This is a genomic window from Streptomyces yerevanensis, assembly GCF_000716805.1.
GTDB classification, from domain to species: Bacteria; Actinomycetota; Actinomycetes; order Streptomycetales; family Streptomycetaceae; genus Streptomyces; species Streptomyces flaveus.
Genome location: NZ_JNWJ01000002.1, coordinates 150,996 through 175,666 on the forward strand (window position 1 = coordinate 150,996; position 24,671 = coordinate 175,666).

16 protein-coding genes and 2 pseudogenes are annotated in these 24,671 nt (G+C 68.4%); 9 read left to right on the forward strand and 9 right to left on the reverse strand.

Annotated features, from left to right (window positions below; translation table 11 throughout):
- Positions 1–5 precede the first annotated feature (5 nt).
- Positions 6–923, forward strand: a complete 918-nt coding sequence (locus OP79_RS02690; RefSeq protein ID WP_033318241.1) for a LysR family transcriptional regulator — start codon at positions 6–8, stop codon at positions 921–923.
- Positions 924–946: 23 nt separating this feature from the next.
- Here the strand turns inward: OP79_RS02690 and OP79_RS02695 are convergent, their stop codons facing one another.
- Complete coding sequence (locus OP79_RS02695; protein ID WP_033318242.1) at positions 947–1,867, reverse strand: LysR family transcriptional regulator; 921 nt, start codon at positions 1,865–1,867, stop codon at positions 947–949.
- 202 nt (positions 1,868–2,069) lie between these two features.
- On the opposite strand from OP79_RS02695, the gene OP79_RS02700 reads away from it, so the two are divergent.
- The 5 genes from OP79_RS02700 to OP79_RS02720 all read left to right on the forward strand — a co-directional run bounded on the left by OP79_RS02700 (position 2,070) and on the right by OP79_RS02720 (position 8,102).
- The gene (locus tag OP79_RS02700; RefSeq protein WP_033318243.1) at positions 2,070–3,242 is read left to right on the forward strand and encodes an NAD(P)/FAD-dependent oxidoreductase; all 1,173 of its coding nucleotides are present in this window, start codon (positions 2,070–2,072) and stop codon (positions 3,240–3,242) included.
- Between the two features lie 22 nt (positions 3,243–3,264).
- On the forward strand, positions 3,265–4,662 hold the full coding sequence (gene hglS, locus OP79_RS02705) for a 2-oxoadipate dioxygenase/decarboxylase (RefSeq protein WP_033318244.1): 1,398 nt from the start codon (positions 3,265–3,267) through the stop codon (positions 4,660–4,662).
- A gap of 10 nt (positions 4,663–4,672) precedes the next feature.
- A complete protein-coding gene (amaB, locus tag OP79_RS02710; protein WP_033318245.1) occupies positions 4,673–6,202 on the forward strand; it encodes an L-piperidine-6-carboxylate dehydrogenase in 1,530 nt (509 codons plus the stop codon).
- A 168-nt stretch (positions 6,203–6,370) separates the two neighbouring features.
- Entirely contained in the window at positions 6,371–7,054 is a 684-nt protein-coding gene (locus OP79_RS02715) for an NUDIX domain-containing protein (protein WP_033318246.1), read from the forward strand.
- Between the two features lie 64 nt (positions 7,055–7,118).
- Positions 7,119–8,102, forward strand: a complete 984-nt coding sequence (locus tag OP79_RS02720; RefSeq protein ID WP_033318247.1) for an aldo/keto reductase — start codon at positions 7,119–7,121, stop codon at positions 8,100–8,102.
- A gap of 210 nt (positions 8,103–8,312) precedes the next feature.
- On the opposite strand, the gene OP79_RS02725 is transcribed toward OP79_RS02720, so the two are convergent.
- From OP79_RS02725 to OP79_RS58430, 7 genes and pseudogenes are all read right to left on the reverse strand, one after another.
- The gene (locus tag OP79_RS02725; protein WP_033318248.1) at positions 8,313–9,086 is read right to left on the reverse strand and encodes a TetR/AcrR family transcriptional regulator; all 774 of its coding nucleotides are present in this window, start codon (positions 9,084–9,086) and stop codon (positions 8,313–8,315) included.
- 187 nt (positions 9,087–9,273) lie between these two features.
- The gene (locus OP79_RS02730; protein WP_078491576.1) at positions 9,274–10,248 is read right to left on the reverse strand and encodes a UDP-glucuronic acid decarboxylase family protein; all 975 of its coding nucleotides are present in this window, start codon (positions 10,246–10,248) and stop codon (positions 9,274–9,276) included.
- A gap of 22 nt (positions 10,249–10,270) precedes the next feature.
- On the reverse strand, positions 10,271–11,599 hold the full coding sequence (locus OP79_RS02735; protein WP_106972276.1) for a UDP-glucose dehydrogenase family protein: 1,329 nt from the start codon (positions 11,597–11,599) through the stop codon (positions 10,271–10,273).
- A gap of 29 nt (positions 11,600–11,628) precedes the next feature.
- On the reverse strand, positions 11,629–12,657 hold the full coding sequence (gene galE, locus OP79_RS02740; protein WP_211270720.1) for a UDP-glucose 4-epimerase GalE: 1,029 nt from the start codon (positions 12,655–12,657) through the stop codon (positions 11,629–11,631).
- 38 nt (positions 12,658–12,695) lie between these two features.
- Complete coding sequence (locus OP79_RS02745) at positions 12,696–14,513, reverse strand: glycosyltransferase family 2 protein (RefSeq protein ID WP_033318250.1); 1,818 nt, start codon at positions 14,511–14,513, stop codon at positions 12,696–12,698.
- Between the two features lie 611 nt (positions 14,514–15,124).
- Positions 15,125–15,543, reverse strand: a pseudogene (locus OP79_RS56760) (transposase); the annotation flags it as partial.
- 272 nt (positions 15,544–15,815) lie between these two features.
- A pseudogene (locus OP79_RS58430) lies at positions 15,816–16,182 on the reverse strand (helix-turn-helix domain-containing protein); the annotation flags it as partial.
- A 246-nt stretch (positions 16,183–16,428) separates the two neighbouring features.
- On the opposite strand from OP79_RS58430, the gene OP79_RS02750 reads away from it, so the two are divergent.
- Positions 16,429–17,316 carry a glycoside hydrolase family 26 protein gene (locus tag OP79_RS02750; protein ID WP_157857271.1) on the forward strand — a complete coding sequence of 296 codons (888 nt, stop codon included), beginning with the start codon at positions 16,429–16,431 and terminating at the stop codon, positions 17,314–17,316.
- A gap of 68 nt (positions 17,317–17,384) precedes the next feature.
- Here OP79_RS02750 and wecB read toward each other — a convergent pair whose 3' ends face one another.
- Entirely contained in the window at positions 17,385–18,545 is a 1,161-nt protein-coding gene (wecB, locus tag OP79_RS02755; protein ID WP_245685194.1) for a non-hydrolyzing UDP-N-acetylglucosamine 2-epimerase, read from the reverse strand.
- An 893-nt stretch (positions 18,546–19,438) separates the two neighbouring features.
- Here wecB and OP79_RS02760 point away from each other — a divergent pair.
- Together OP79_RS02760 and OP79_RS02765 are read left to right on the forward strand one after the other, a co-directional pair.
- Positions 19,439–23,860 carry an aminotransferase class I/II-fold pyridoxal phosphate-dependent enzyme gene (locus OP79_RS02760; RefSeq protein ID WP_033318252.1) on the forward strand — a complete coding sequence of 1,474 codons (4,422 nt, stop codon included), beginning with the start codon at positions 19,439–19,441 and terminating at the stop codon, positions 23,858–23,860.
- Entirely contained in the window at positions 23,857–24,636 is a 780-nt protein-coding gene (locus OP79_RS02765; RefSeq protein ID WP_051744360.1) for a class I SAM-dependent methyltransferase, read from the forward strand. The genes OP79_RS02760 and OP79_RS02765 overlap by 4 nt, the downstream gene beginning before the upstream one ends.
- The last annotated feature ends 35 nt before the right edge of the window (positions 24,637–24,671 follow it).

Below are 24,671 nucleotides of genomic sequence, written 5' to 3' on the forward strand. Positions count from 1 at the left end.
ATCCGTTGCTCAAGCCGCAGCATCTGCTCACCCTGCGGGCCGTCGTGCGCTCCGGCTCCTTCGTCATCGCGGCCCGTGACCTCGGCTACACCGCCTCCGCGATCTCGCAGCAGATTTCGGCCCTGGAGAAGGAGACCGGGCTCGTCCTCTTCGAGCGGGAGGCGCACGGCATCCGGGCCACCGCAGCCGCGCATCGGCTGGTCGACCTCAGCGTCCCGGTGCTGGCCGCCATGGACGACCTCGACCACCAGGTGCATGAGCTCGCCACCGGTGCCACCGGCCGGCTGAGGCTGGGCAGTTTCCCCACTGCCAGTGTCCGGCTCGTACCGGCGGCGCTGTCGGCTCTGACCGCGACCCACCCGCGCGCACAGATCCAGCTCGAGGAGGGCGAACCGGACGAACTCGTCGACGCGCTCAACGACGGCGATCTCGACGTGGCGCTGGTGTACGAATACGGGCTCAGCCCCCGGCAGTGGCCGGACGGAATGGCCCGCCATCACCTCGTACGCGAGGACCTCGTCCTGCTCAGGGCCCGTGGCAGCGGCCTGAGTTCACGCCTCGCCGGGCTGTCGCGGGCTCGCTGGATCACCAGCAGGGAAGGAACGGCCGGTGCGCTCTCGCTCACCCGGCTGTGCGCGGCGGCCGGTTTCGAGGCCGCGGTCGCCTTTCGCAGCAACAACTACGACGTCGTACGGGAGTTGGTGTCCGCCGGTCTCGGAGTGGCGATCGTGCCGGGGCTGGGCCGCTCGCCCGGCGACCCGTCCAGCGATGCGGTCGAGGCGACACGGCTCGCGCAGCGCTCGGCCTTCCGCCGGGTGATGGCCCTGCACCGCAGCGAGAACAGCAACCCGCTGCTCGGCACGATGATCCGCTCGCTGCGCGGTGCGGTACCGGCGGGGGAGCCGTACGTGCACGTCCTGTGAGGAGCCGGCTCCCGCTTCGCTGCTCACCCCTTGACCGCACCCGGCGGCAGCTGACCCGCCGAGGCTCGCAGCACATCGACCAGGGCGGCCACCGTCGGCCGGTGCTCGGCGAAGGACCGGAACACCACCACGATGTGACGCTCCATCACCTCCTGCAGATCAAGCACATCGATACGAGACGGACGCAGTCGCAGCATCAGATCGGTCACCACACTGACCCCGACACCGGCCTCGACCAGAGCGAGGGTGGCGGCCGTGTCCGTCACCTCGTGCAGCACCTGCGGTTCGAAACCGGCCCGACGGCAGGCGGTGAGTACGGCCCGCCCGTAGTAGCTGCCGACCGACGGCAGGATCCATCCCCGGTCCCTGGTGTCCGCAAGGGAGATCCTCCGCCGCCCCGGCATCGCCCCGGCGGGAACCGCGAGCGAGAAGCGCTCCCGGTACAGCTCCGTCACCCGCAGGGACGGATCACGCGGAATGGGTACGTCGGGATAGTCCAGCCCCAGCGCAAGATCCACAGCTCCGCCGGCGACCGCGTCGTACACCTCGTCCACGTCCATGTCCCGGCTGCGCACGGTCACGCCCGGATGCCTCGCGCGTACCTGCTGCAGAGCGGGCGGCAGGATCTCGGCGGCGGCCGTCGCGAAGAGCCCGATCCGCAGCGTCCCGGAGACCTCGTTGCGGGTGCGCTCCAGCGCTTCGACGGCTTCGGCCTCCGTGGTGAGGATGCGCTCGGCATGCAGGGCCAACGTCGCCCCGGCGTCGGTGAGTTCGACCCGGCGACCCACCCGCCGCAGCAGCTGCATGCCGGTGGACTTCTCCAGCGCGGCGATCTGCTGCGAGACCCCGCCGGGGGTGTAGCCCAGGGTCTCTGCGACCGCGGTGATGGTGCCGCGCCTGGTCAGTTCCACCAGCGAACGCAGCTGTGCACTCGTCCAGTCCATTCAGGGATCGTAAAAGATTAGAAGCATTAATCATTGATAGACGTCAACGGTTGGTGTGTTGCACGATGACGCACAGCACAGATAACGGCTCGTAACAGATAGCTGCTCGGCACCCACCCCGTACTGACAACCCCCGCCGCCCGCAGGACGGACCGACTCGTCCGCGTCCGCCGGGCGGGCCCATGGATGGGAGCGTGGCCCGTTGTCCTCCTCCGCCTTCCGCACCGTTCCGACCTCCGCCGATGTGGTGATCATCGGTGGCGGCGTGATGGGTGCGAGCATCGCGTTCCACCTCGCCGAGGCCGGCGTGCACAACATCGTCGTCGTCGAACGCGACGACCTCGGCCGCGGCAGCTCGGGCAAGCCGATCGGCGGCATCCGCGCCCAGTTCTCCGACCCCCTCAACATCGAACTGGGCAACCGAAGCCTGCGCGCCTACCAGGAATTCCCCCACCGCCCCGGCGCCGACATCAAGCTGGACACCGTCGGCTACCTCTTCCTCCTCACCAGCGAACAGCAGGCCGCCGCCTTTGAGGCCGGCGTCGGCATCCAGAACAGCCTGGGCGTGCCGAGCCGCATGATCGGACCCGACGAGGCGCAGAAGCTGTGTCCCTACATCAGCACCGACGGCCTCGTGGCCGCCGCCTACTCGCCCGCCGACGGCCACTGCCGCCCCGGCCTGGTCGTCAACGGATACGCGCAGGCCGCGGCCCGCGCCGGCGTCACCATCGCCACACACACCGCGGTCACCGGCATCGACACCGCCGGGGACCAGGTCGTCGGCGTACGCACCAGCCAGGGCCGTATCGCCTGCGGCACCGTCATCTGCGCGGCAGGGGCCTGGTCGGCACGGATCGGCGCCATGGCAGGCGTCCACCTCCCGGTCCGGCCCGTACGGCGGCAGTTGGCGTTCACCGCGCCGCTCACACCGCCCGCGCCCCGCATTCCGTTCACCATCGACTTCTCCTCCTCGGCCTACTTCCACAACAGCGACGACGGCCTGCTGTTCGGCCTCGCCGACCCCGACGAGAAGGACGGCTTCGACACCACCTGGACCCCGGAGTGGCTCGAGCTGTTCCGCACCGTCGCCCGCGACCGGGCCCCCGCGCTGGCCGACATGAGGACCGTCGACGGCTGGGCCGGCCTGTACGAGATCACACCCGACCACAACGCACTGATCGGCCGCTCCGGTGAACTGTCCAACTTCCTTTACGCAGCCGGGTTTTCAGGCCACGGCTTCCTCCAGGCGCCCGCCGTCGGCGAGGTCGTACGCGACCTGTACCTGGAGCGCGAGCCGTTCACCGACATCTCCCCGCTCAGCGCCGACCGGTTCCGCCACGGCGCCGAAATCCGTCCCGAAGCCCACGTGGTATGACCCGCGATCGAAAGGCTGAAGCATGTCAACGATCAGTCAGTGGCAGTTGCGAGCCGCGTTCGCGGCACGGCTCTCGGAGATGTACGGCCAGGAGGTTCCCGCCTACACCACGCTCGTGGACGTCTCGCGCGAGGTGAACGAGGACGTCCTGCGCGAGCAGGGGGCCGACGCCGAACGCCTGGGATCCATCAGTCGGGTGACCGCGGAGCGGCACGGCGCCATCAGGGTCGGAACGCCGCAGGAACTGCAGCAAGTCGCCCGTATCTTCGGCGCTTTGGGCATGCACCCCGTCGGCTTCTACGATCTGCGCGAGGCCGCCGCCAGCGCCGTACCCGTCATCTCCACCGCCTTCCGGCCGGTCGACGGCGAGGAGCTGGCGCGTAACCCCTTCCGGGTGTTCACCTCCATGCTCACCCCGGCCGACCCCCGCTTCTTCGACGCCGACCTGCGCGCACGCCTGGAAGCCTTTCTCGCCCGCCGTGAACTGTTCCCGCCCGAGTTGCTCACCCTGGCCGACCGCGCGGCGGCAGCTCGCGAACTACCCGAGGACGACGCCGAGCGGTTCCTCCAACTCGCCGTGCAATCCTTCGAGTTGTCGCCCGAGCCGGTGGACAGGGCGTGGTACGAGACCCTGGAGCGGATCTCCGCCGTCGCCGCGGACATCGGCGGCGTACGCAGCACCCACATCAACCACCTCACCCCACGCGTCCTCGACATCGACGAGCTCTACCGCCGTATGACGGACCGCGGCATCGAGATGATCGACACCATCCAGGGCCCACCCGCCTGGAAGGGCCCCGACGTCCTGCTGCGCCAAACCTCCTTCCGCGCACTCGCCGAACCCCGCGCAATGCGCACCCCCGACGGCACCGTCATCAGCGGCGCCCTCCGCGTCCGCTTCGGCGAGGTAGAAGCCCGCGGCATCGCCCTCACCCGCGAGGGCCGCGCCCTCTACGACGAACTCCTCGGCCAGATCGACGAACAGGCGTCAGAGAAGCCGGGCGAATCCCGCAGCGACATCGCCCGCGCGTTGTGGGAGCGCCACATGCCCGACACCGAAGAGGGGCTCGCCGCCAAGGAGTTGGCCTACTTCACCTACCGGCCGGCCGACGACCGGCCCCGCGACGGCGGTAGGCCGCCCGCCGGTATTCGTGAACTGGTGCAGCAGGGGTGGGTGCGCGCAGAACCCATCGTCTACGAGGACTTCCTGCCCCGCTCCGCCGCCGGCATCTTCCAGTCCAACCTGAGCGGCGAGGGCACCCGCGACAACGACCAAGAGGGCACCGCCTACGACGCAGCCTGGCTCTCCGCCGCCATCGGCCGCGACGTACTGGACCCGTACGCCCTCTACGCCCAGCAGCAGAACGCTTCTCTTGCGCAGGTCAGCGAGCAACTAGGCCTCAACCCCTCTTCCCTCTGACAGGAGCATCATGGCCAGCACCACCCTGCCCACCACGGACGACCTGCGCGCCCGCGCCCGTACGGCCCTGGACCACATCGGGGTCGCCGTCCCCGAGGGCAGCGACTTCCAGGCCCGTACGCCCATCACCGGCGAGAACCTCTTCGGCCTGACGGCCGCCACCGAAGCCGACACCGAAGAGGCGATCGCGGCAACCCGTACGGCCTTCCTGACCTGGCGCACCACGCCGGCCCCGCGCCGCGGTGAACTCGTCCGCCGCCTCGGCGAGTTGCTGCGCGAGCACAAGAACGACCTGGCCGACCTCGTCACCATCGAAGCGGGCAAGATCCGCTCCGAAGCACTCGGCGAGATCCAGGAAATGATCGACATCTGCGACTTCGCGGTCGGTCTGTCCCGCCAGCTGTACGGCCGCACGATCGCCTCCGAACGCCCCGGCCACCGCCTCGCCGAGACCTGGCACCCCCTGGGCGTGGTCGGCGTCATCTCCGCGTTCAACTTCCCCGCGGCCGTGTGGTCGTGGAACACCGCGGTCGCCCTGGTCTGCGGCGACACGGTCGTCTGGAAACCCTCCGAGCTGACCCCGCTGATCTCCCTGGCCTGCGACCGTCTCCTCGCTCAGGCCGCTGAGGATGTGGGCGCTCCCCGCGACGTACACCGCCTCCTGCTCGGTGACCGTTCGGTCGGCGAGCAGCTCGTCGACGACTCCCGCATCGCCCTCGTCAGCGCCACCGGCTCCACCCGTATGGGCCGCGAGGTCGGCCCCCGCGTAGCCGCCCGCTTCGGCCGCAGCCTGCTGGAACTCGGCGGCAACAACGCCACGATCGTCGCCCCGTCCGCCGACCTGGACCTCGCCATCCAGGGCATCGTCTTCGCCGCGGCAGGCACCGCCGGCCAGCGCTGCACGACCCTGCGCCGCCTCATCGTCCACCGCGACATAGCCGACACCCTCATCGAGCGCCTGACCGCCGCCTACCACAGGCTCCCCATCGGTGACCCCTTCGACGAAACGACCCTGGTCGGCCCGCTCATCACCACCACGGCCCTCGAGGCCATGACGAACGCCCTCACCCGCGTCCAGTCCCAGGGCGGCAAGATCCTGGCCGGCGGCAACCGGCGCCTGACCGAGGCCGCGCCCTCGGCCGCATACACCGAGCCGGTCCTGGTCCGCGTCGACGAACAGACCGACGTCGTACGGGAGGAGACCTTCGCCCCGATCCTGTACGTCATGACGTACGACACCCTTGACGAGGCGATCGCGCTCCACAACGACGTTCCCCAGGGGTTGTCGTCCAGCATCTTCACCCGTGACCAGCAGGAGGCCGAGATCTTTCTGTCCGCTGCCGGGTCCGACTGCGGCATCGCGAACGTCAACATCGGGACCTCTGGAGCGGAGATCGGGGGCGCGTTCGGGGGCGAGAAGGACACCGGGGGCGGGCGCGAGTCCGGGTCCGATGCGTGGAAGGCGTATATGCGGTCGGCGACGAACACGATCAACTACTCCACTGAGCTTGCGCTGGCGCAGGGGGTCAGCTTCCTCTGACGGGGGGTGTGGCGGGGACCGGTCGCGGTGAGTCGCCGGTGGGCTGGACGGCCGTCCCGTCCACCGGCCGTCCCGTCCACCGGCCGTGCGCACATCGACGGCGGGAGGAGTGATAAAAGCAGACATGACCAACTCGCATGTCCTTCTCCGCCCCAGGCACGGTGCCCGATGACCGCCGGTATCGACACCCCGGACCGCCGCGGCCGCACCGGACTCGACCGGACCGGTCGCGACCTCACCGGCAATCCCCGCGTCAAGGTCCGGGACGTGAAACTGCTGTCCAGCCACTGGTACGTGGAACGCACCACGACCTTCGACTTCCAGCACGCCGACGGCACCTGGACCACCCAGGAGCGGGAGACCCACGACCGCGGCAACGGCGCCACGATGCTCCTCTACGACTCCGAACGCGAAACCGTCCTGCTCACCCGCCAGTTCCGCTTCCCGATCTACGTCAACGGCCACCCCGACGGCATGCTGACCGAAACCCCGGGCGGCTTGCTCGACGACGATGACGAGCACCCCGAGATCGCCGTACGCCGCGAGGTCGTGGAGGAGACCGGCCACACCATCGGCGACGTCCAGCACGTCTTCGACGTCTACATGAGCCCTGGCTCGGTCACCGAACGCGTCAGCTTCTACGCCGCCGCCTACGGCCCCGCGACCCACACCCACGAGGGCGGCGGCCTGGACGAGGAGGGCGAGGACATCGAGATCCTCGAACTGCCCTTCCGCAGGGCCCTGGAGATGATCCGGACCGGGGAGATCGCCGACGCGAAGACGATCATGCTGCTGCAGTGGGCGGCGCTGGAGGGGCCGTTCGCCGACCGGCCCCGAAAGCCCTTGACCTGAAGTGCGCTTCAAGCTGAAGACTCCCGTTTGAGCCGGACCCACCGGCCGAACGGGAGGAACCACCGTGAAGTACCGCACCATAGGCACCGACCCGGCCACCCGCCGTGAGGTGAGCGTGTTCGCGCTCGGCGCGATGCTCTTCGGCTCGCGGACGGACGAGAAGACCTCCTTCGCCCTCCTCGACCGCTACGTCGAGGCCGGCGGCACCTTCATCGACACGTCCGACAACTACGCCTTCTGGGAGGACGGAGGACAGGGCGGCCAGAGCGAGGAACTGCTCGGCCGCTGGCGGCGCAGCCGCGGCATCGGCGACGAGATCGTGATCGCCACCAAGCTCGGCGCCCGCCCGCTCGCTCCCGGCACCAGCTACGTCGACAACCCGGAGGGCCTGTCGGCGAAGGTGATCCGCGAGTCCGCCGAGCGCAGCCGCGAACGGCTCGGGGTGGCGAAGCTGGACCTGCTGTACGCCCACATCGACGACCCCACCGTTCCCCTCCAGGAGACCGTCGAGGGCTTCGCCGCCCTCGTCGGAGAGGGCACGGTCGGCCTGCTCGGTGTGAGCAACCAGGCCGTCTGGCGCGTGGACCGCGCCCGCACCCTGGCCGCCGCGGCCGGACTGCCCGGCTACGAGGTGCTCCAGTACGAGCACAGCTACCTGCGCCCCCGGACCGACCTGCCCAGCGGACTGTTCCCCGACGGCACCCTCGGCGCGGTCGGCCCCGACATGCTCGGCTACCTGCGGGCCGAGCCCCGCCTGACCCTGGTCGCCTACTCGCCCCTGCTGAAGGGCGCCTACGTTCGCCCGGACAGGCTCCAGCCGGACTACGACCATCCGGGCACCCCCGCCCGGTTCACCGCCCTGCAAGAAGTCGCCCGCGAGACCGGCGCGACCGTCAACCAGGTGGTCCTCGCCTGGCTGCTGGGCGGCGAGCTTCCGGTCATCCCGCTCGTCGGGGCCTCGTCGATGGCGCAACTGGAGGAGAACCTGGCCGCCGTCGACCTGGAACTGACACCGGAGCAGCGGGCCCGGTTGGACGCGGCGCACTGAACGCACCGCGCACACCCACTGCCCGCGGTGATCAGGGACCGGCCGGCCTTCTACAACGAGGTGGTCGACAACGTCGTGGACGGTGAGTGCTGAGTGCTGAGTGCTGAGTGCCTGGAACGGCCCGTCACGCCGTTCAGCGAAATGCTGCGCCCAAGGCGCTGACGGGCCGTTCCAGCGTGAAGCGTGTCGCATCGCGGGGAGCCTTGAGGCCTACTCCCGCGCGAAACGGTCGAGGAGCGCGTCCAGTCCGGCCGCCAGGGCCTCCGGCCCGCCACGCTCGGCGAGCGCGGCGGCGGTCTCCCGCAGCCGGGGCAGCTCCTGTGCCGAGATCCGGTGCAGCCCGAGCCGGAACGCGGGATCGGGCTCGTCCGGGTTGTCCACCATCGCCCGCAGCTCCACGGACACGTAGCCGAGCAGCCAGGCGGTGAAGGCCTGGAAGACCGCGGCCGCACGGTCGTCGTCGAGTTCCGCCTCCCGCAGCAGCACGAGGACCCTTTCGTGGTCCCGGAGCACAGCGGTCGGCCGCCGCGCCAGCGGGACCGCGAGCATGCGCGTGGAGAGAAGCGGCATCACCTGGGGATGGGCCAGACAGACCTCGTACGTCGCCCGCGCGATCCGGTGGAGTTCGGCGCGCCATGCGGGAGCGTGGGCCTGGGCCTCGGCGGCCGTCGCGCCAGGTCCCGGACCGGGGCCGGCGGCCAGACGTTCCTCCAGTTCGAGGTACAGGGCTTCGACCAGGCCGTCCAGGAGTGCGTCCTTGCTCGCCGCGTACCGGTAAAGGGCCATCGCTTCCACGCCGAGCTCGGTGCCCAGTCGGCGCATGCTCAGCGCCGAGAGGCCCTCGCGGTCCACCAGCTCCAGGGCGCTGGCCAGCACGCGTTCCCGATTCAGCCGGCCGTAGCGGCCGCGGTCGCTGGCGCGGCGCGCGGGGCGGGCTCCGGAACCCTCGTCCTTCTCCCGCGCCTTTGCCTGGTCTTTGGCCATGCTTCGCCTCCGGCTGGTCGGCCCGCGTCCTGTCCCACTCGTATTGACTATGCCTCTATGGGAGCAAGCTGTAGCTATACGAATACGGCGTAAATATACGCTGGCGCAGCTCGGGGACGGACGCCTGTTCGGGAGCCGCCCTCGGAGATCACCACACTGTCCCGAGCGCGGTGGTCTCGCATCCCGATCAGCACCTCACGGGCTCCTGGGCCGTTCGATCTGCCAGAGAGTGGTTGTGCCCGGACCTGAACCATCCCACGGTGTGCCGCAGTCCCTCCTCCATCGTCACCTGGGGGAACCAGCCGAGCTGACGCTGCGCCCGCGTGATCACGGGACGCCGCCGGGCAGGGTCGTCAACGGGCAGCGGACGGAACTCCAGTCCCGACGCCGACCCGGTCGTCTGCCGCACCAGTTCCGCGAGTTCCCGCACCGTCCGCTCGCTGGGATTGCCCAGGTTGAGGGGCCCGGGGAGATCCGAGTCGATCATGGCGACGATGCCCCGGACCAAGTCGTCCACATAGCAGAAACTCCGTGTCTGGCTTCCGTCGCCGTAGACGGTGAGCGGTTCGCCGTCCAATGCCTGCCGGATGAAGGTGGAGACCACCCGGCCGTCGTGGGGGCGCATCCTCGGTCCGTACGTGTTGAAGATCCGCAGTATCCCGACGTTCACGGCCAGGCTGCGCCGGTATGCCATGGACAGCGCTTCGGCGAACCGTTTGGCCTCGTCGTACACGCTGCGCGGGCCCACCGGGTTGACATTCCCCCAGTAGTCCTCCTGCTGGGGGTGGACCACCGGGTCGCCGTACACCTCACTGGTCGAGGCGAGCACGAAACGCGCCTGGTGACGGACCGCCAGCCGCAAGGCGTTCTCCGTGCCTCTGCTGCCCACGGCCAGCGTCTCCAGGGGGCGGCGGTGGTAGTCGGGGGGCGAGGCGGGGCTGGCGAGGTGCGCCACGGCGTCCACCGGTCCGGTGACGTCGAATTCGGCGGAGACGTCGGCGCGGATGAACGTGAAACCGGGGTGTCCGCCCAGGTGCGCCGTGTTCTCCGGCTCACCGGTCGAGAAATCGTCCACGCACAGGACGCGGTCGCCTCTCCGCAGCAGGGCGTCGCACAGGTGCGACCCGAGAAAGCCGCCCCCGCCAGTGACCACGACATGCATGATTCCTCCAGAATTCTCGTGTTCAGGCGGCGTACGAGCCGGTCATCGGGGGACGACCAAGTGCGCTCACGGTCCAGCCCGCCGACTGCCAGGGGGCGGCGTCGAGGGTGTCCCGCGCGTCGAGGATCTTCCGGCCACGCACCGTGGGGCCGAGCTCGGCCGGAGAGATCTTCCGGTACTCGGGCCATGCCGTCAGGTGCAGGACGAGATCCGCGTCCTCACACGCCTTGGGTGCGTCGAGGGTGTACTGCAACTCGGGGAAGCTTCGCCGGGCGTTGTCGACGGCTTCCGGGTCGTGCACCCGGACCTCGGCGCCCTCGCGCCGGATTGCCGCCGCGACGTCCAGGGCGGGCGAGTCCCGCACGTCGTCGCTTTCGGGTTTGAAGGCTGCGCCCAGCACCGCGATGCGCCGGCCGGTGAAGGAGCCGCCCACCAGGTTCCGTGCCAGGTCGACCGTGCGGCGTCGCTGCCGGGTGTTGATCTCGTCGACCTGGTGGAGGAAGGCGATCGCCTCGCCGACGCCCAGTTCCTCGGCGCGCGCCGCGAAAGCACGGATGTCCTTGGGGAAGCAACTGCCGCCGAAGCCCAGGCCGGGCTGCAGGAACCGGTGTCCGATGCGCGAGTCCTCGCCGACGGCCGCCGCCAGTGTCACCACGTCGGCGCCCGCCGCGTCGCACACCTCGGCCATGGCGTTGATGAACGAGATCTTGGTGGCGAGGAAGGCGTTCGACGCCACCTTGACGAGTTCGGCGGTGGCGGGGTCCGTGCTGAAGAAGGGGACACCGCTGATCAGCATGGGCTCGTAGATCTCCCGCAGGGCCGCCTCGGCGCGTCGTGACCCGACTCCCACGACGATCCGTTCGGGACGCCTGGTGTCGGCCACTGCGAACCCCTCGCGCAGGAATTCCGGGTTCCAGGCGATCTCACTGTGCGGTGCGACAGCCTGCAGGCGTGCGCCCAGACGGGCCGTCGTGCCGACAGGCACCGTGGACTTGCCGACGATCAGGCTGCCGGGCTGCAAATGCGGCGTTATGTCGCTGACGACGGCGTCGACATGGTGAACGTCGGCCGCTTCACCGCCGGGCATCTGCGGGGTTCCCACGCACACGAAGTGCAGGCGCGCGAACCGGGCGGCCTCGGTGATGGAGGTGGTGAAACGCAGTCGTCCCGACTCGACGGTACGGGCGAGGAGTTCGTTCAGGCCGGGCTCGTAGATCGGGGCGTTCCCTCCGGTCAGGGCCGCGATCCGCTCTTCGTCGATGTCGACGCCGAGGACCTCGTGGCCGATGTCCGCCATGCACGCGGCATGGACCACCCCGACGTATCCGGTGCCGATGACTGTCATCCTCATGTCGTTCTCCTTGATGGGGCGCGGGCGGGTCAGTCCGCGTAGCCGAAAGGGTTGAGTTGCCGGAAGCGCCACGCGTCCTGGCACATCGCGGTGAGATCACGGGTCGGGCGCCAGCCCCATTCGTGTGCGACCGCGCGGGGATCGGCGACGAGTTCGCTCACGTCGCCCGGGCGGCGGTCCTCGACGGTGTACGGGATCTCCCGGCCGCAGGTCTCGCCGAAGGCGGCCAGCAGTTCCAGGACCGAAGTACCTGATCCGACGCCGAGGTTGAACACCCGCATTCCGGGTGCGTCGTCGAGATGCTCCAGCGCCACCCGGTGCGCCTCGGCGACATCCATGACATGGATGTAGTCACGGATCCCGGTGCCGTCCCGAGTGGCGTAGTCGCCGCCGTACACCGTGACGCTCTTCCGCTCGCCGTCGGCGACCTGGGCCAGACGAGGCATCAGGTTGACCTCGCCGCCGCGGGGTGACTCGCCGAGCAGGCCGCTGGGGTGTGCGCCCACGGGGTTGAAATAGCGCAGGGACAGGACGCTGAACTCCGGACGGAGCCGGCACACGTCGGCGAGTATCTGCTCGCAGGCCCACTTCGACGCGGCGTATGGGTTCGTGGGCTGGGCCGGATCGTGCTCGCTCAGCGGCACCTTGCCGGTCTCGCCGTAGATGGAGCAGGACGAGGAGAACACCAGCCGGTGGACGCCGTGTTCGTCCATCGCGCTCAGCAGGGCAGTCGTACCGCCGATGTTGGTGTCGTAGTACTCGATGGGCATCCGCATCGACTCGCCGACGGCCTTCTTCCCGGCGAAGTGCACCACCGCGTCCACGGAATGGTGGTCGAACACGTCAGAGAGCGCGCTCCTGTTGCGCAGATCCAGACGGTAGACGGCGCTCAGACAACGGTCGGCGACCTTCTGCACGCGGGAGAAGACCTGGGGCGAGCTGTTGGAGTAGTCGTCGACCACCACCAGCGCGTAGCCGTGGTCGAGCAGTTCGACACAGGTGTGGCTGCCGATGAAGCCGGCGCCGCCGGTCACAAGGATGCTGGGAGGGGTGCTCATTAACTCTCCCTGCTCCGAAAACGTATCCGAGTATGGGCTCACCAGCCGAAGGCATCGGCCGCATAGGTGGGATAGACGGCGATGGCGAATCCGAGCGGAATCAGTGTGGCCACGGCTGCGGCCAACGGGGCGCGTGCCGTCGCGACCGTCTCCCCGAAGTGAAGGCTGTGCGCCTGCGAGATCTCTCGCATGTGCAGCACAGGAACGGTGAGAGAGACCACCGCATACACGCCGGATCCAATGATGCATAGGAGGACATATCCCGCCTGAGGGGTGGTCATCTCTCCGACGATGGCCGCGACCGAAAGCACAGCCGTGATGATCAGGAAAGGAAGGACCAACCGCATCGGCAGATGGTTGAGGCCGCTGCGAGCCTTGGGCGTAACTCTGAAGAAGACCTGTCGGGGCTGCACCCGTTGGATAAATGCCGCGAAGGCGCCCCACGCGACGAAGGGCCAGCGGGTCAGGCCGTACAACCAGCACTCCCAGCTCATGATAGGGGCGTTGGGCGGTCGCAACAGGCAACGTCGGCGTAGTAGAAACAGCAGGAGCAGCAGGCAGGCACTCATAGCCCAGAAGTGCCCCAGGAAAGCCAGATAGTTGACCTTGAGCCAGGGCTGACCGGTCATCGCAGCGATTGGTGGTAGGGCCAGACCCGCGACGGTCGTGGGACCCAGCAGCGGATAGTAGGACAGCATGTACGCGAACCGGACGCGCTTGCGCCCTCGCACCCGCCTTATGTGCAGCGGAAGCATGCCGAACAGTAGACCCGCGAGACTCCGTGACCACTGAAATTCCTGCTTGGCCATGTCGGCGAATGTGAACGGCCCCTCACCATGGGCCTCGGCGTCGATCGCGTATGCGCCCTGCCAGCCGGCGGAGTTGAACAACAGCGTGGTCGAACAGTCCTCGGACAGGTCGGGGCCGATCCCGCCGATCTCGCGCAGAGCGCTGGTGCGCACCGCATAGTGCGAGCCGATGATGACAGGAGCCAGACCCTCGGAGTGGCCGAGTTGCGAAGCGCCGTGCAGAGGGGCTTCTCGATACAGCCGTCCTCGCGCCGACCAGGATTGGGTGGCGTTGGAGTCGCACACGCTCGGTGCGGCCACGTAACCGATCGCGGGATCGGCGAACGGGCGGACCATCTCAGCGAGATGCTTCCGGGCTGGTGCATGGTCGCAGTCGAGCTGGACGACCACCGTGTAGCGGCGGTAACCCCAGCGATCGTAAAAGTAAGCGAGGTTGCCTTCCTTGCATCGAGTGCGGCGGGGCCACTCCGACCGGTTGTACTCCGGGATGCCTCGTCGGGTGGATACCCGGATGTCCCGTTCCCCGCACCACTGGTAGATCTCTTCTGACGGATCCTCATCGCAGAGCCAGACGTCATAGGAGAAGGGGTAATCCTGGTTGAGCATCGCTGTTAGCGTGTCGCGTGCCATCGACCATGGTTCCGTCGGTGCCCGGGTGACGACGTACGCGACCGGTACACGCGGAATCGGTATCGACGGATCGACTTTGCGCAGCCGAACGGCCGTCACGAGCAGATACGCAGAGTGGCACATGAGGTAAAGCAGCAGCAAGCTGGTGATGATCATCCCTGTCCGGCTTGCCCAGTGGGCCGGCTCCAGCCACCACAGCCAGAACCAGGCGAAGCTCGCCACCCATGCGACGACCAGGACTATGACGACGGCCGTGTCCCGGCGAGAGAGCCACCGGACGAAGGTGTTCGGATTGGTCTCGCGCATGACCACAGGCTGGGCGAGGACCGGGCCGTGCCGCGTGATTCCTGCAACCTTTCCATCGGAGAGCCGACTGATCTCGGCAGCGAGAGCGGCTTCTGATTCGGTGTTGGTCATGACGGCGTGCTCCAAAGCTGAGTGCGGTGATCTGGGAACTGGGCCGGCCTGCGTTCGGCCGCGTGTACGCTTCACCGAACATGTTCGGAACGTATGTTTACGCTGTATCTATACACTATGGAGCATTTCGGGCATATGGTCAACCGAACATGTCGCACACGTTCAGAAAAGGGGGAGCGGAGCAGGTCGATGAGCGGTGGCACCCGCGCCCGACGTGCACGTCGAAGCGAGTGAGGTCACCGTCTATGGTTGGCCGACAACGTTGCGGCATTGCGGGCGGCGTTCATCCGCTGCCAGCCGCGCTCGGAGGAACGCTGGGGGCAAGTCCGTGAGGCAGCTGATCCGGCCCTGGCGTTCGGTGGCCTGTTCGTCACCAAGACAGGTCGGACTATCTGGGGTGGGCTCCTGTTTGGATGGTGCCCCATTGGGTGCTGTGCATGATGGTGTCCCGCCGAGTGGTGCAGTCGGTCGAGGGTCGTGAATGCGCGGGTGTCCGGGTCATGTCCAGGGATGTGGTGTGCGGCTGAGGACGTGAGGGCCGCCGGAGGCGGTCCCTCACATGGCCCAATGACCGAGGGCAGGAGGCTGGCCCCGGGCTCGGGCGTGCCGAGCTCGGTGGACGTGCCGGAGATGCGCTCGGCGAGGATGTCCGGGCCGGTGTAGCGACGCTGTTCGGTCCATTCGTCGGTCTGCTCGGCCAGGACCGCGATGGCCTGCGGTCGGGGAAGATGCCGACGACGTCGGTGCAGCGGCAGATCTCCTTGTTGAGCCGCTCCTGGGGGTTGTTCGACCAGATCTGCTTCCATGCCTGCGGCAGGAACGCAGTGAAGGCCAGCAGATCGCACCGGGCAGCCTCCAAGTGGTCGGCGGCGATGGGGAACCGCTGGTGGAGAGTATCGATGACCTGGTCCATCTGCCGCTCGACGGCCTCCGCGTCGGGCTGCTCGAACACCGACCGCAGCAGCGTCATCACCCCGCTGACCGCAGACTTCGGAACGAGCGGAGCCAAGTTGCGGGCGTAGTGAAGCCGTCAAGGATCAACCTGTTGCTTCGCGGTCAGCAGCTTGTTGGCCCGGTATGGCGATCACGGAGGAGATGCTGTCCCAACTCGACCGCCGTTTCGCGGTGTTGCTGCGAGATGCACGACGAATGGATCGCCTTCCCCTGCCGCTACCTGTCCGAAGGCAGCATGACAGCCATTTACGCCGCCGAACACGCCGACCGCACTACCCGCGCACTCCCCAACGCGCCGAACACTACGGACGATTGATCGCCTACACCATCACAAGGGACGTAACCCAGTTGCGGCTGGCTGAAGCGTACGTGGAAGCGCCGGGCGACGAGCACAGAGATCCTCGCCGGCGTCCAGCGCTGGTCCTCACTTCAGCCGTGCGCGGCCGGGCCCTGTTCAAGAGCACGGGCCAGCCGGGCCCGCCAGCCGGCTTCATCTGCGAAGCGACCCCTGACGGCCCCTTGGACCGTAACGCGTCCATTCCGCCCTCGCGCCAGGCTGCACTCTATGTGTACGCAGACTTCCTCGACATCCGCAGGGCCCGGGCGACCTGGGGCGGCTTCAACCCAGCGGCGAACATCCCGGCGGCCTGGAACCGCACTCGCTCCCGCCGGGCCCGTCCCACCGCGGTCGGACCGCCCCATCGGGATACCTCATCCCACCGCCGAAACCACCCTCACCTCGAAGTGAAAACCTCAGAAGGCCCCTTTTTTCTACGAATTCGCGTAGTAGCAATCTCTCGTTGCCTCCGTAACCGGACCTTCTGAGGATGACGGGGCCACGGGGCCGGGGATCAGGTGCAACCTCGGTGTCGAATTTCTGGCCCTGCATCGGCCGGTCAAGAAGGGTGAGAATGAAAGCTGGCGACGATACTGGCCCATGGTGGCAGTTATCCTCGCGTCCATGACCGTGCCGTCAGAGGGTGCCATCACCTCCTCCCGCCTGGGTGTGTACGTCGCCCCGGGGAAAACCGCTGAGGTGAACAACTTCCAGACGTGGCTCGGCCGGTCGCAGGTGGACGCGACCGACTACCTGGACCCGTCCGAGAACATCCTGTGGAATCAGTACGCAACCAAGTACTGGGGTGACTGGAAGGAGGCAGGGACCGACCGAAAATTTGTGCTCGGGCTGCCGCTGCTGCCCAAGAGCGGAAACTTCACGGCGGGGCTCGACGGTGACTACGACAGTCAGTTCCGAGACCTTGCCGACCTGATGATCAAGAACGGCTTGGGTAACTCCGTCATTCGCCTCGGGTACGAGGGGAACAACAAGAACATCGGAGCATGGCAAGGAACTGACGATCCGGCAGCTTATCGGGCGATGTTCCGGCGAGTGGTCACCCTGATGCGTGCTCGTACCGGGGCGGCTTTCCAGTTCGACTACAACATGGCTGTCGGCCCTTCGGGCAAGGTCACATCATTCGAGACGCTGTACCCCGGCGACACCTACGCCGACATAGTGGGTTTGAACATCTACGACGTGTGGTGGCAGCACCCGGGCGCTGCGCCTGCCCAGCGATGGAACCACACTCTCACCACCGCCGTGGGGGTGAACGCGTTCAAGGCATTTGCCGCCGCGCACAACAAGCCGAAGTCGTATCCGGAATGGGGCCTGTACCGGAAGGGCGACATATATGCGGGGGGAGGCGACTCGCCCTACTTCATCGACCGGATGGCCGAGCTGGTCCAGGACTCGAAGTATCAGGCGTACTTCAACCTCGACTGGGGCGGCGGGACGCTTGACGAATTCCCGAACGGCAAGGCGCAGTACAGGATCCGCTTCGGCGGCTGAAGGGTGTCCCCCAACCTCGATCGCCGGTCAGGGACCTTCGCCACACGCGGACAAGAGCAGTATCAGCATCACCGGCCAGGCGGCCCACCGGGCAGCGCGGACGCTCGTACAGCCGTGGCCTCCAGGGCAGAAGCCGGAGCCGGAGTCCTGCTGAAGTCGCGGGCCAGCCGGCCGAGAATCCGGTCGGAGGCATGACCGTCCCCGAAGGGGCTTGGCGCGTCTGCCATACGTCCGTACAGCTCTGGATCGTTCAGCAACGATGTAACCATCGTGTGTATCGAGCTGGGGTCGGTACCGACAAGCTGGGCGGCACCCGCCCGGACCACTTCCGGGCGTTCGGTCGTGTTCCGCAGCACCAGAATCGGCTTGTCGAAGCTGGGCGCCGCTTCCTGGACTCCGCCGGAGTCGGTGAGTACGAGTTCGCAGGCGGCCAGGGTGGAGATGAAGTCGAAGTAGTCCAGCGGTTCGGTCAGGGTGATCCGCGGATGGTTCCCCAGGACAGGAAGGAGTGCGTCGCGGACGGTGGGGCTCTGGTGAACCGGGACCAGTACCTCGATGTCCCGGCGCTCCGCAAGGCGCATCAGCGCGGCGGCGATCGCCCGCATCGTCGTCCCCTGGTTCTCCCGCCGGTGCAGGGTCGCCAGCACGCCTCGCCGGTCGCTGCGGAAAGCCGATCGCCCTTCCCCAAGGTGGCGAGCCCACAAGAGATTGTCGATGACCGTGCTGCCGGTCACCATGACCCGCGAGGCCGGAACGGACTCGGCGGTCAGTGCGGCGGCAGCACGTGGCGTGGGTGCGAAGTGCCACTGTGTCATCGGGGTGACCAGCCGCCGGTTCAGCTCCTCGGAGAAGGGGTCGCCCAGGACGCGGCTGCGCAGGCCTGCTTCTACATGGGCCACCGGAATTTGTTCGCGGAAGGCCGCGAGGGTCCCGCACAGCGTGCTGCTCGTATCGCCCTGCACCATGACGAGATCGGGCCGCTCTTCGCGAATCACCTCACCCAGTCCACTGGTCAGGCGGGTGGTGAGCGCGGAAAGTTGCTGGCGCTCCCGCGTCACGGCAAGGTCATGGGTCACGGTGAGCCGGAGCCTGCGCAGCATTTGTTCGAGCATCTCCCGGTGCTGGCCGGTACTGATCAGGACGGGGGAGAACAGCGGCGAGTTCTCCATGGCCCGGAGGACCGGTGCCATCTTGATGGCTTCGGGCTTGGTGCCGAGAACGATCGCCACGTGCAGCGCGTGTCCAGGCGCGCCGCCGGATTCTGCGGCCTTCGGATGTGAAGAGCCTGTTGTCAGCATGTGATCACGACATTAGGGAGATGCCGAACAGAGGCATGTCGAATAGTCGGATGGGTGAGAGGGCTCAGTGGGTCATGCAGCGGTCTCGGCGTCGGCCGGGGCCTGGAGAGGAGCTGGGGTTGAGGCTGCTCGGAGAGGCTCCTGGTTTTCTCCCAGGCGCTGCGGCGGAGCAGGTGTCCCGGAACCTCGGCCATCACAGATGGAACGACGCTTTTCCCAGGTTGACGTTGCATCCATGCGTCGTACGTTTACAGCGCATACATACACTTTGATCGTATTTGAGCACGCCGTCAAGAAGGTGGGATCGGGAAGATGGCGGACGGCTGCGAAAGGGCTCGGTGTGGAGGGCGGGAGATCCTGTCGTCCGACAGAGCGAAGGGCCCGCAGGGGCTCGGACGGATTCAAGGGGCCCTTCGCGTGTCGTTCGTCGTCAGCCCTCGAGGCCCGGCCCGCCCCTCATCGGCACTGTGGCCCCTGGGCTCCGTGCCTTCCCCTCGACGAAGAGCCCTCGTTTGACCGTGCCACGCCACTGGCACAAAGTGGTAGATATGGCGCAATGGGTTCGAGGTCGCGGACGCCTCTTCCAGCGCATCGGTCAGCGCGTTCCGCGGAGGCGACCGCCACCCTCCGGCGGAAGGCGGGCCACGGCCACGCCAAGCCCGGCGGGGCCAGCCACAGAACCGGAGTCGGAGTCGGCCAAGGCCCGTGGACTCGGGCCCGTCTCAGCACCCGCGCCAGAACCGGCCACAACACGCGCCCCGACGCCAGTAGCCGCAGCACGTACCCCGGACCCCCCGACGGGCAGCAAGTCCCCCCTCCGCCCAATGATCGCGTACGTCCTCTGCGTCATCCTCCCCACCGTCGTCTACCTCACTGTCCCCTCCAGCCACACCACAAGCTGGGCCCTCATCGGCCTCGGCTCAGTAGCCGCAATCCTCGTCGGCGTCCACCGGAACCGTCCCACCCACCGCTGGCCCTGGCTCCTGCTGGCCGCAGCCAACCTCACCTTCACCGCGGGAGACACCACCTACAACACCCTCGAAGCCGTCTTCAACGAGGAGAACCCCTTCCCCTCACTGGCGGACGTCTTCTACCTCTCCACCTATCCGGTGCTCGCCGCTGGCATCTTCGGCATCATCCACTTCCGCTTCCCGGCCCGCGACCGTGCCGGCCTGCTGGACGCGCTGATCCTCACCTCGGGCCTTGCGCTCCTCTCCTGGGTGCATCTGATCAACCCGATCGCCCAGGTCGAGGGGCAGACCTGGCTGCAACGGGCGATCTCGGTGGCCTATCCGCTGGGCGATGTGCTGATCTTGGCCATGCTCGTAGGGCTGCTCACCTTCGGCGGTATTCGCGAACGCTCGGTGCAGCTGCTGGCGGTCGGGACGGTCGGCATTCTCGTGTCCGATGTGCTGTACGGAGCACTCCAGCTGCGGGGCACCTGGCAGGTCGGCACGCCCATAGACCTGGGCTGGGTGGTCTTCTTCACCGCCTGGGGTCTGGCGGCGCTGCACCCGTCCATGGTGCGGTTGACCGAGCCGAGGGCGCAGCCCGGGCTCGGGATCGCCAAGTGGCGGCTCGCCGCCCTCGCCTGTGCCTCGCTGATCGCGCCCGTCATGCTGGTGGCCCAGTCCCTGCGCGGAAGTGCCCGTGACGTCGCGGTCACCGCGGTCTTCTCCGGAGTGATGTTCCTGTTCGTGCTGGCCCGGCTGTGGGGTCTGGTCGACGAACACCGTAAGGCCGTGGCCCGCGAACGAAGTCTGCGCGTGGCGGCGGTGTCACTGGTCGCGGCCGTCAGTCCCGAGGAAGTGGCCGACGCCGTCAGGGCGGCGGCAGCCACCCTCTTCGGACAGGAGGCGGCCCACGCGGCGGTGCTTCTGGTCTTCGACCAGGACCGGTCCGCGCTGCTTCCCGTGGGCTCCCCGGAACCACGCTCCACCTGGTCCCTGGACGGCGGCCGTCCCGGAGAGAGCCCTTCGGAGCTGCTGTCCCAGGGGACCTGTCTGATCGACGTCGGCGATCTCGGTCCCGAAGTCGCCGATGCCCTCGCACCGTCCCCCGCCGTGCTCCTGTGCCCGCTGCGGCTCGAGGCCACCGACGCGCAGGAGCCGTTGATCGGCGCGCTGCTGCTGGCCGGCCCCGTGAAGAGGCTCCAGGAGCTGTCGAGCCCGGCGGAGTCGCTGGCCGCGCAGGCCGCGCTGGCGCTGGCCCGGGTCGGACTCAGCGAGGAGATCAACCGCCGTAAGAGCGAGGCGTACTTCCGCACTCTCGTGCACAACACCTCCGACGTCATCCTGATCGTCGACGACGACAACACCGTCCGGTACGCCAGCCCTTCGGCGTACGAGATGTTCGGGCGTGACCTGCACGTGAGCACCCCGCTGGCCCAGCTGGTGGCCCCGAGGAACCACCAGCGCGCCCTGCACACGCTGGAGCGCGTCCGGGCCGGGGACAACCTGGACAGCGGCCAGGACATCCGCGACGACTGGCAGGTCGTACGAGGTGAGGACGGACACCTCGATGTCGAGGTCCGGTGCCGGAACCTGCGTCACGAGCAGACCGTGCACGGTGTCGTCCTCACCCTGCGGGACGTGACCGAGCAACGCCAGCTCGAACGCGAACTCGTCCACCGGGCCTTCCATGACTCGCTGACCGGACTGCCCAATCGGGTCCTGCTGCTGGAGCGCATCGAACGCGCCCTGCTGCGCGGCCGCCGGGACGCCGGCCTCACCGGCGTGCTCTTCGTCGACCTCGACGACTTCAAGGTCGTCAACGACATGATGGGCCACTCGGTCGGCGACGAACTGCTGGTCGCAGTGGCGCAGCGGCTGACCGCCGCGCTGCGGCTCAGCGACACCGCGGCCCGGCTGGGCGGCGACGAGTTCGCCATCCTCATGGAGGGCGCCAGGGAGCCGGCCGACGCCGAGGCGCTCGCCGAGCAGATCGTAGGGGCCCTGGGCCGCCCGTTCCGGCTCGTCAGCGGATCCACCAGTGTCTCCGCCTGCGTCGGCGTGGCGATCGCGCACCCCGGCGACGAGGCCGAGGAACTCCTCGGCCACGCCGACCTCGCCCTGTACGCGGCCAAGACCGCGGGCAAGCGGCAGTGGCAGCGCTACCGTCCCGACCTGCACACCGGCATGGCCGAACGCCACGAACTGCGGGCCTCTCTGGCCGGTGCGATCACCAGGCATTCCTTCGCCATGCGTTACCAGCCGATCGTGGAGATCGTCACCGGCAACGTCGTCGGATTCGAGGCTCTGATCCGCTGGCCGCACAGCAGCCGCGGACTGGTGCCGCCGGACCAGTTCATCAGCCTGGCCGAGGAGACCGGGCAGATCATGCCGCTCGGCGCCTGGGTGCTGGAGCGCGCCGCCACCGACGTCGCGCGCTGGCAGCAGCTGCGGCCAAGGCCCGAACCCCTCCGTCTCAACGTCAATGTGTCGGCCCGTCAGTTCCGGGACGCCCGGTTCGTGGACGTGGTGCGCCAGGTCCTCGACCGCTCGGGCCTGGCCCCGGGGTCGCTGGTCCTGGAACTCACCGAGTCGGTGCTCGTACGGCGCGACGAACAGATCCGGGCCGCCATGGGCACCCTGAAGGAGCTCGGGGTCTCCCTCGCCATCGACGACTTCGGCACCGGATTCTCCTCGCTCAGCTATCTGCGCGAGTTCCCCATCGACGTGCTCAAGGTGGACAAGTCCTTCATCGACGACATCGTCACCGACGGTCAGCAGGTCGCCCTGGTCGAGGGAATCGTGCGCATCGCCGACGTACTCGGTCTCCAGGTGATCGCCGAGGGCATCGAGAACGACGGGCAGCGCGATCTGCTCGGGGCCATGGGCTGCCGCTACGGACAGGGCTTTCTGTTCGCCCGGCCGATGGCGGCGGTCGAGGCACAGCAGTTCCTGATGGTGAACCAGGAACGGCCGTTCGCCGGACGGCAGTCCTCGTCCGTGCCGCGCGGCAGCCGCCGCCCTTCCGGGCAGCCCGCAGCCGCGGCCCGTCGGACGCAGCACTGGGAGGAACTCGCGCGGCTGCGCAGAGACAGCCGGATGTGCGACGCGGTGATCGACGAGGTACGCGGCCGGCGCATCCGCAGCGGCGACCACTGGCTGACCGACTTCGCCTCCTGCAACTACCTGGGTTTCGACCTCGACCCCGAGATCATGGACGCCATCGAGCCGCACGTCCGTCGCTGGGGCACCCATCCCAGCTGGTCCCGGCTGATCGGCAACCCCCGTCTGTATCCGCAGATCGAGGCACGGCTGGCCGATCTGCTGGGCGCCCCAGACGTGCTTCTCCTCCCGACGATCACCCTGATCCACGCGTCGGTGATCCCGGTGCTCGCGACCGGTCGGAGCGGCGGTGGCCATGTCTTCGTGGAGGCGCGGGCCCACCGCACCATGTACGACGGCTGTCTGGTGGCCCAGGAACAGGGAGCGACGGTACGGCGCTTCCACGCGAACCGTCCCGACGAACTGACCCGGCTGCTGCGCGTGGCCCCCGTCGGCGCCCCCAGGCTGGTCTGCGTCGACGGCGTCAACAGCATGACCGGCAACCTCCCCGATCTCCCGCAGTTGCTCCGCATCTGCCGCCGCGAGGGCGCGCTGCTCTACGTCGACGACGCCCATGGATTCGGAGTGATCGGGGAACGAGGCGCCGCCGAGACCTCCCCGTACGGCATGCACGGCAACTGTGTGGTGCGGCACTTCGGTGAGTCGTACGACGACGTCGTCCTGGTCGGCGGCTTCTCCAAGGCGTACTCGTCCCTGCTGGCCTTCGTCACCGCGCCGCCCGCCCTCAAGGCGCACCTGAAGGTCGCCGCCGGCCCCTACCTCTACTCCGGCCCCTCTCCGACTGCCTCGCTCGCCACCGCGCTCGCGGGCCTCGACGTCAACGAGCGCCGGGGCGACGCCATCCGGGCCGATCTGCACCGAAAGGCATCCCGGGTGCTGGACCATGTGCGCGGACTGCGCTTCGCCACTCCGAACACCGACGGACTGCCCATCATCGAGATCCCGCTCGACGAGGGCGCCGATCTCACAGCCGTCGGTGAGTATCTGTGGGACCACGGCGTCTACGTCACGCTGGCCGCCTACCCGCTCGTGCCGCGCGCGGAGGCCGGTTTCCGGATCCAGATCACCGCGCGGAACACCGATGACGAGATCGACCGCCTCAACGCCGTACTCACCTCGGTGGCCGAGTGGTTCCCCGTGAAGCGGACCGCCGCGGCCGGGGGCCCGCCATGACCGCGAGAGCCCGCGGACGCGGGACACCCGGCGCACCCACGCACCGGCGCAACGCGGACGCCGACTGGGACCGCTGGCCCGTGGACGCCTACCTCGACGAGAACTACCGCAGGATCCACCCCTCCGACGCGGCGGTCATCCGGCACCACGCCGGCCTGTACCGGACGCTGGCGCCGGGAAGCGTCGACCGTTCCCTGGAGTGCGGCGCCGGACCCAACCTCTATCCCCTCATGCAGGCCGCCGCGGCCAGCCGCCGTATCGACGCCGTCGAGCCCGGAGCGAGCAACATCGCCTATCTCACCCGGCAGTTGCGCGATGGCCCGGACCGGCACTGGGCGGCCTTCTACACCCTGTGCCGGGACCTCGACCCCGCCCTGCCCGCCCGGCTCGCCGACGCCCTGGCACGGGTACGGGTCGTGCCGGGCAGCGCCCGCACCCTGCCGGACGGCGCCTACGACCTGGTGTCGATGAACTTCGTGGCCGAAAGCGTCACCGAGGACCTGGGCGAATTCGCCGCCCTGTGCCGTGCGTTCATCCGCTCCGTCCGCCTGGGCGGACGGCTCGTCGCCGCCTTCATGGAGAACATGCCCAGCTATCGCATCGCCTCCGGGACACGCTGGCCGGCCTGCCCGGTGGGTGCGGACACCGTGCACGACGTCTTCGCCCCGTACACAGAGGGCCTGCGCATCACGCGCGTACGCAAGGACCCCACGCTTCCCGACTACGGGGACACCGGCATGGTGCTGCTGCGGGCCGTACGGCGGGAGGCCGCGTAAGCGCTCCGCTGGGTTCGCGGATTGAAGCTGCGGGT

Excerpts from the sequence above, each read along its gene's own strand:
- OP79_RS02695 (WP_033318242.1), bottom strand. The coding sequence starts at position 1,867 with ATGGACTGGACGAGTGCACAGCTGCGTTCGCTGGTGGAACTGACCAGG.
- hglS (WP_033318244.1), top strand. The coding sequence starts at position 3,265 with ATGTCAACGATCAGTCAGTGGCAGTTGCGAGCCGCGTTCGCGGCACGG.
- amaB (WP_033318245.1), top strand. The coding sequence starts at position 4,673 with ATGGCCAGCACCACCCTGCCCACCACGGACGACCTGCGCGCCCGCGCC.
- OP79_RS02715 (WP_033318246.1), top strand. The coding sequence starts at position 6,371 with ATGACCGCCGGTATCGACACCCCGGACCGCCGCGGCCGCACCGGACTC.
- OP79_RS02725 (WP_033318248.1), bottom strand. The coding sequence starts at position 9,086 with ATGGCCAAAGACCAGGCAAAGGCGCGGGAGAAGGACGAGGGTTCCGGA.
- OP79_RS02730 (WP_078491576.1), bottom strand. The coding sequence starts at position 10,248 with ATGCATGTCGTGGTCACTGGCGGGGGCGGCTTTCTCGGGTCGCACCTG.
- OP79_RS02735 (WP_106972276.1), bottom strand. The coding sequence starts at position 11,599 with ATGAGGATGACAGTCATCGGCACCGGATACGTCGGGGTGGTCCATGCC.
- galE (WP_211270720.1), bottom strand. The coding sequence starts at position 12,657 with ATGAGCACCCCTCCCAGCATCCTTGTGACCGGCGGCGCCGGCTTCATC.
- OP79_RS02745 (WP_033318250.1), bottom strand. The coding sequence starts at position 14,513 with ATGACCAACACCGAATCAGAAGCCGCTCTCGCTGCCGAGATCAGTCGG.
- OP79_RS02750 (WP_157857271.1), top strand. The coding sequence starts at position 16,429 with ATGACCGTGCCGTCAGAGGGTGCCATCACCTCCTCCCGCCTGGGTGTG.
- OP79_RS02760 (WP_033318252.1), top strand. The coding sequence starts at position 19,439 with ATGATCGCGTACGTCCTCTGCGTCATCCTCCCCACCGTCGTCTACCTC.
- OP79_RS02765 (WP_051744360.1), top strand. The coding sequence starts at position 23,857 with ATGACCGCGAGAGCCCGCGGACGCGGGACACCCGGCGCACCCACGCAC.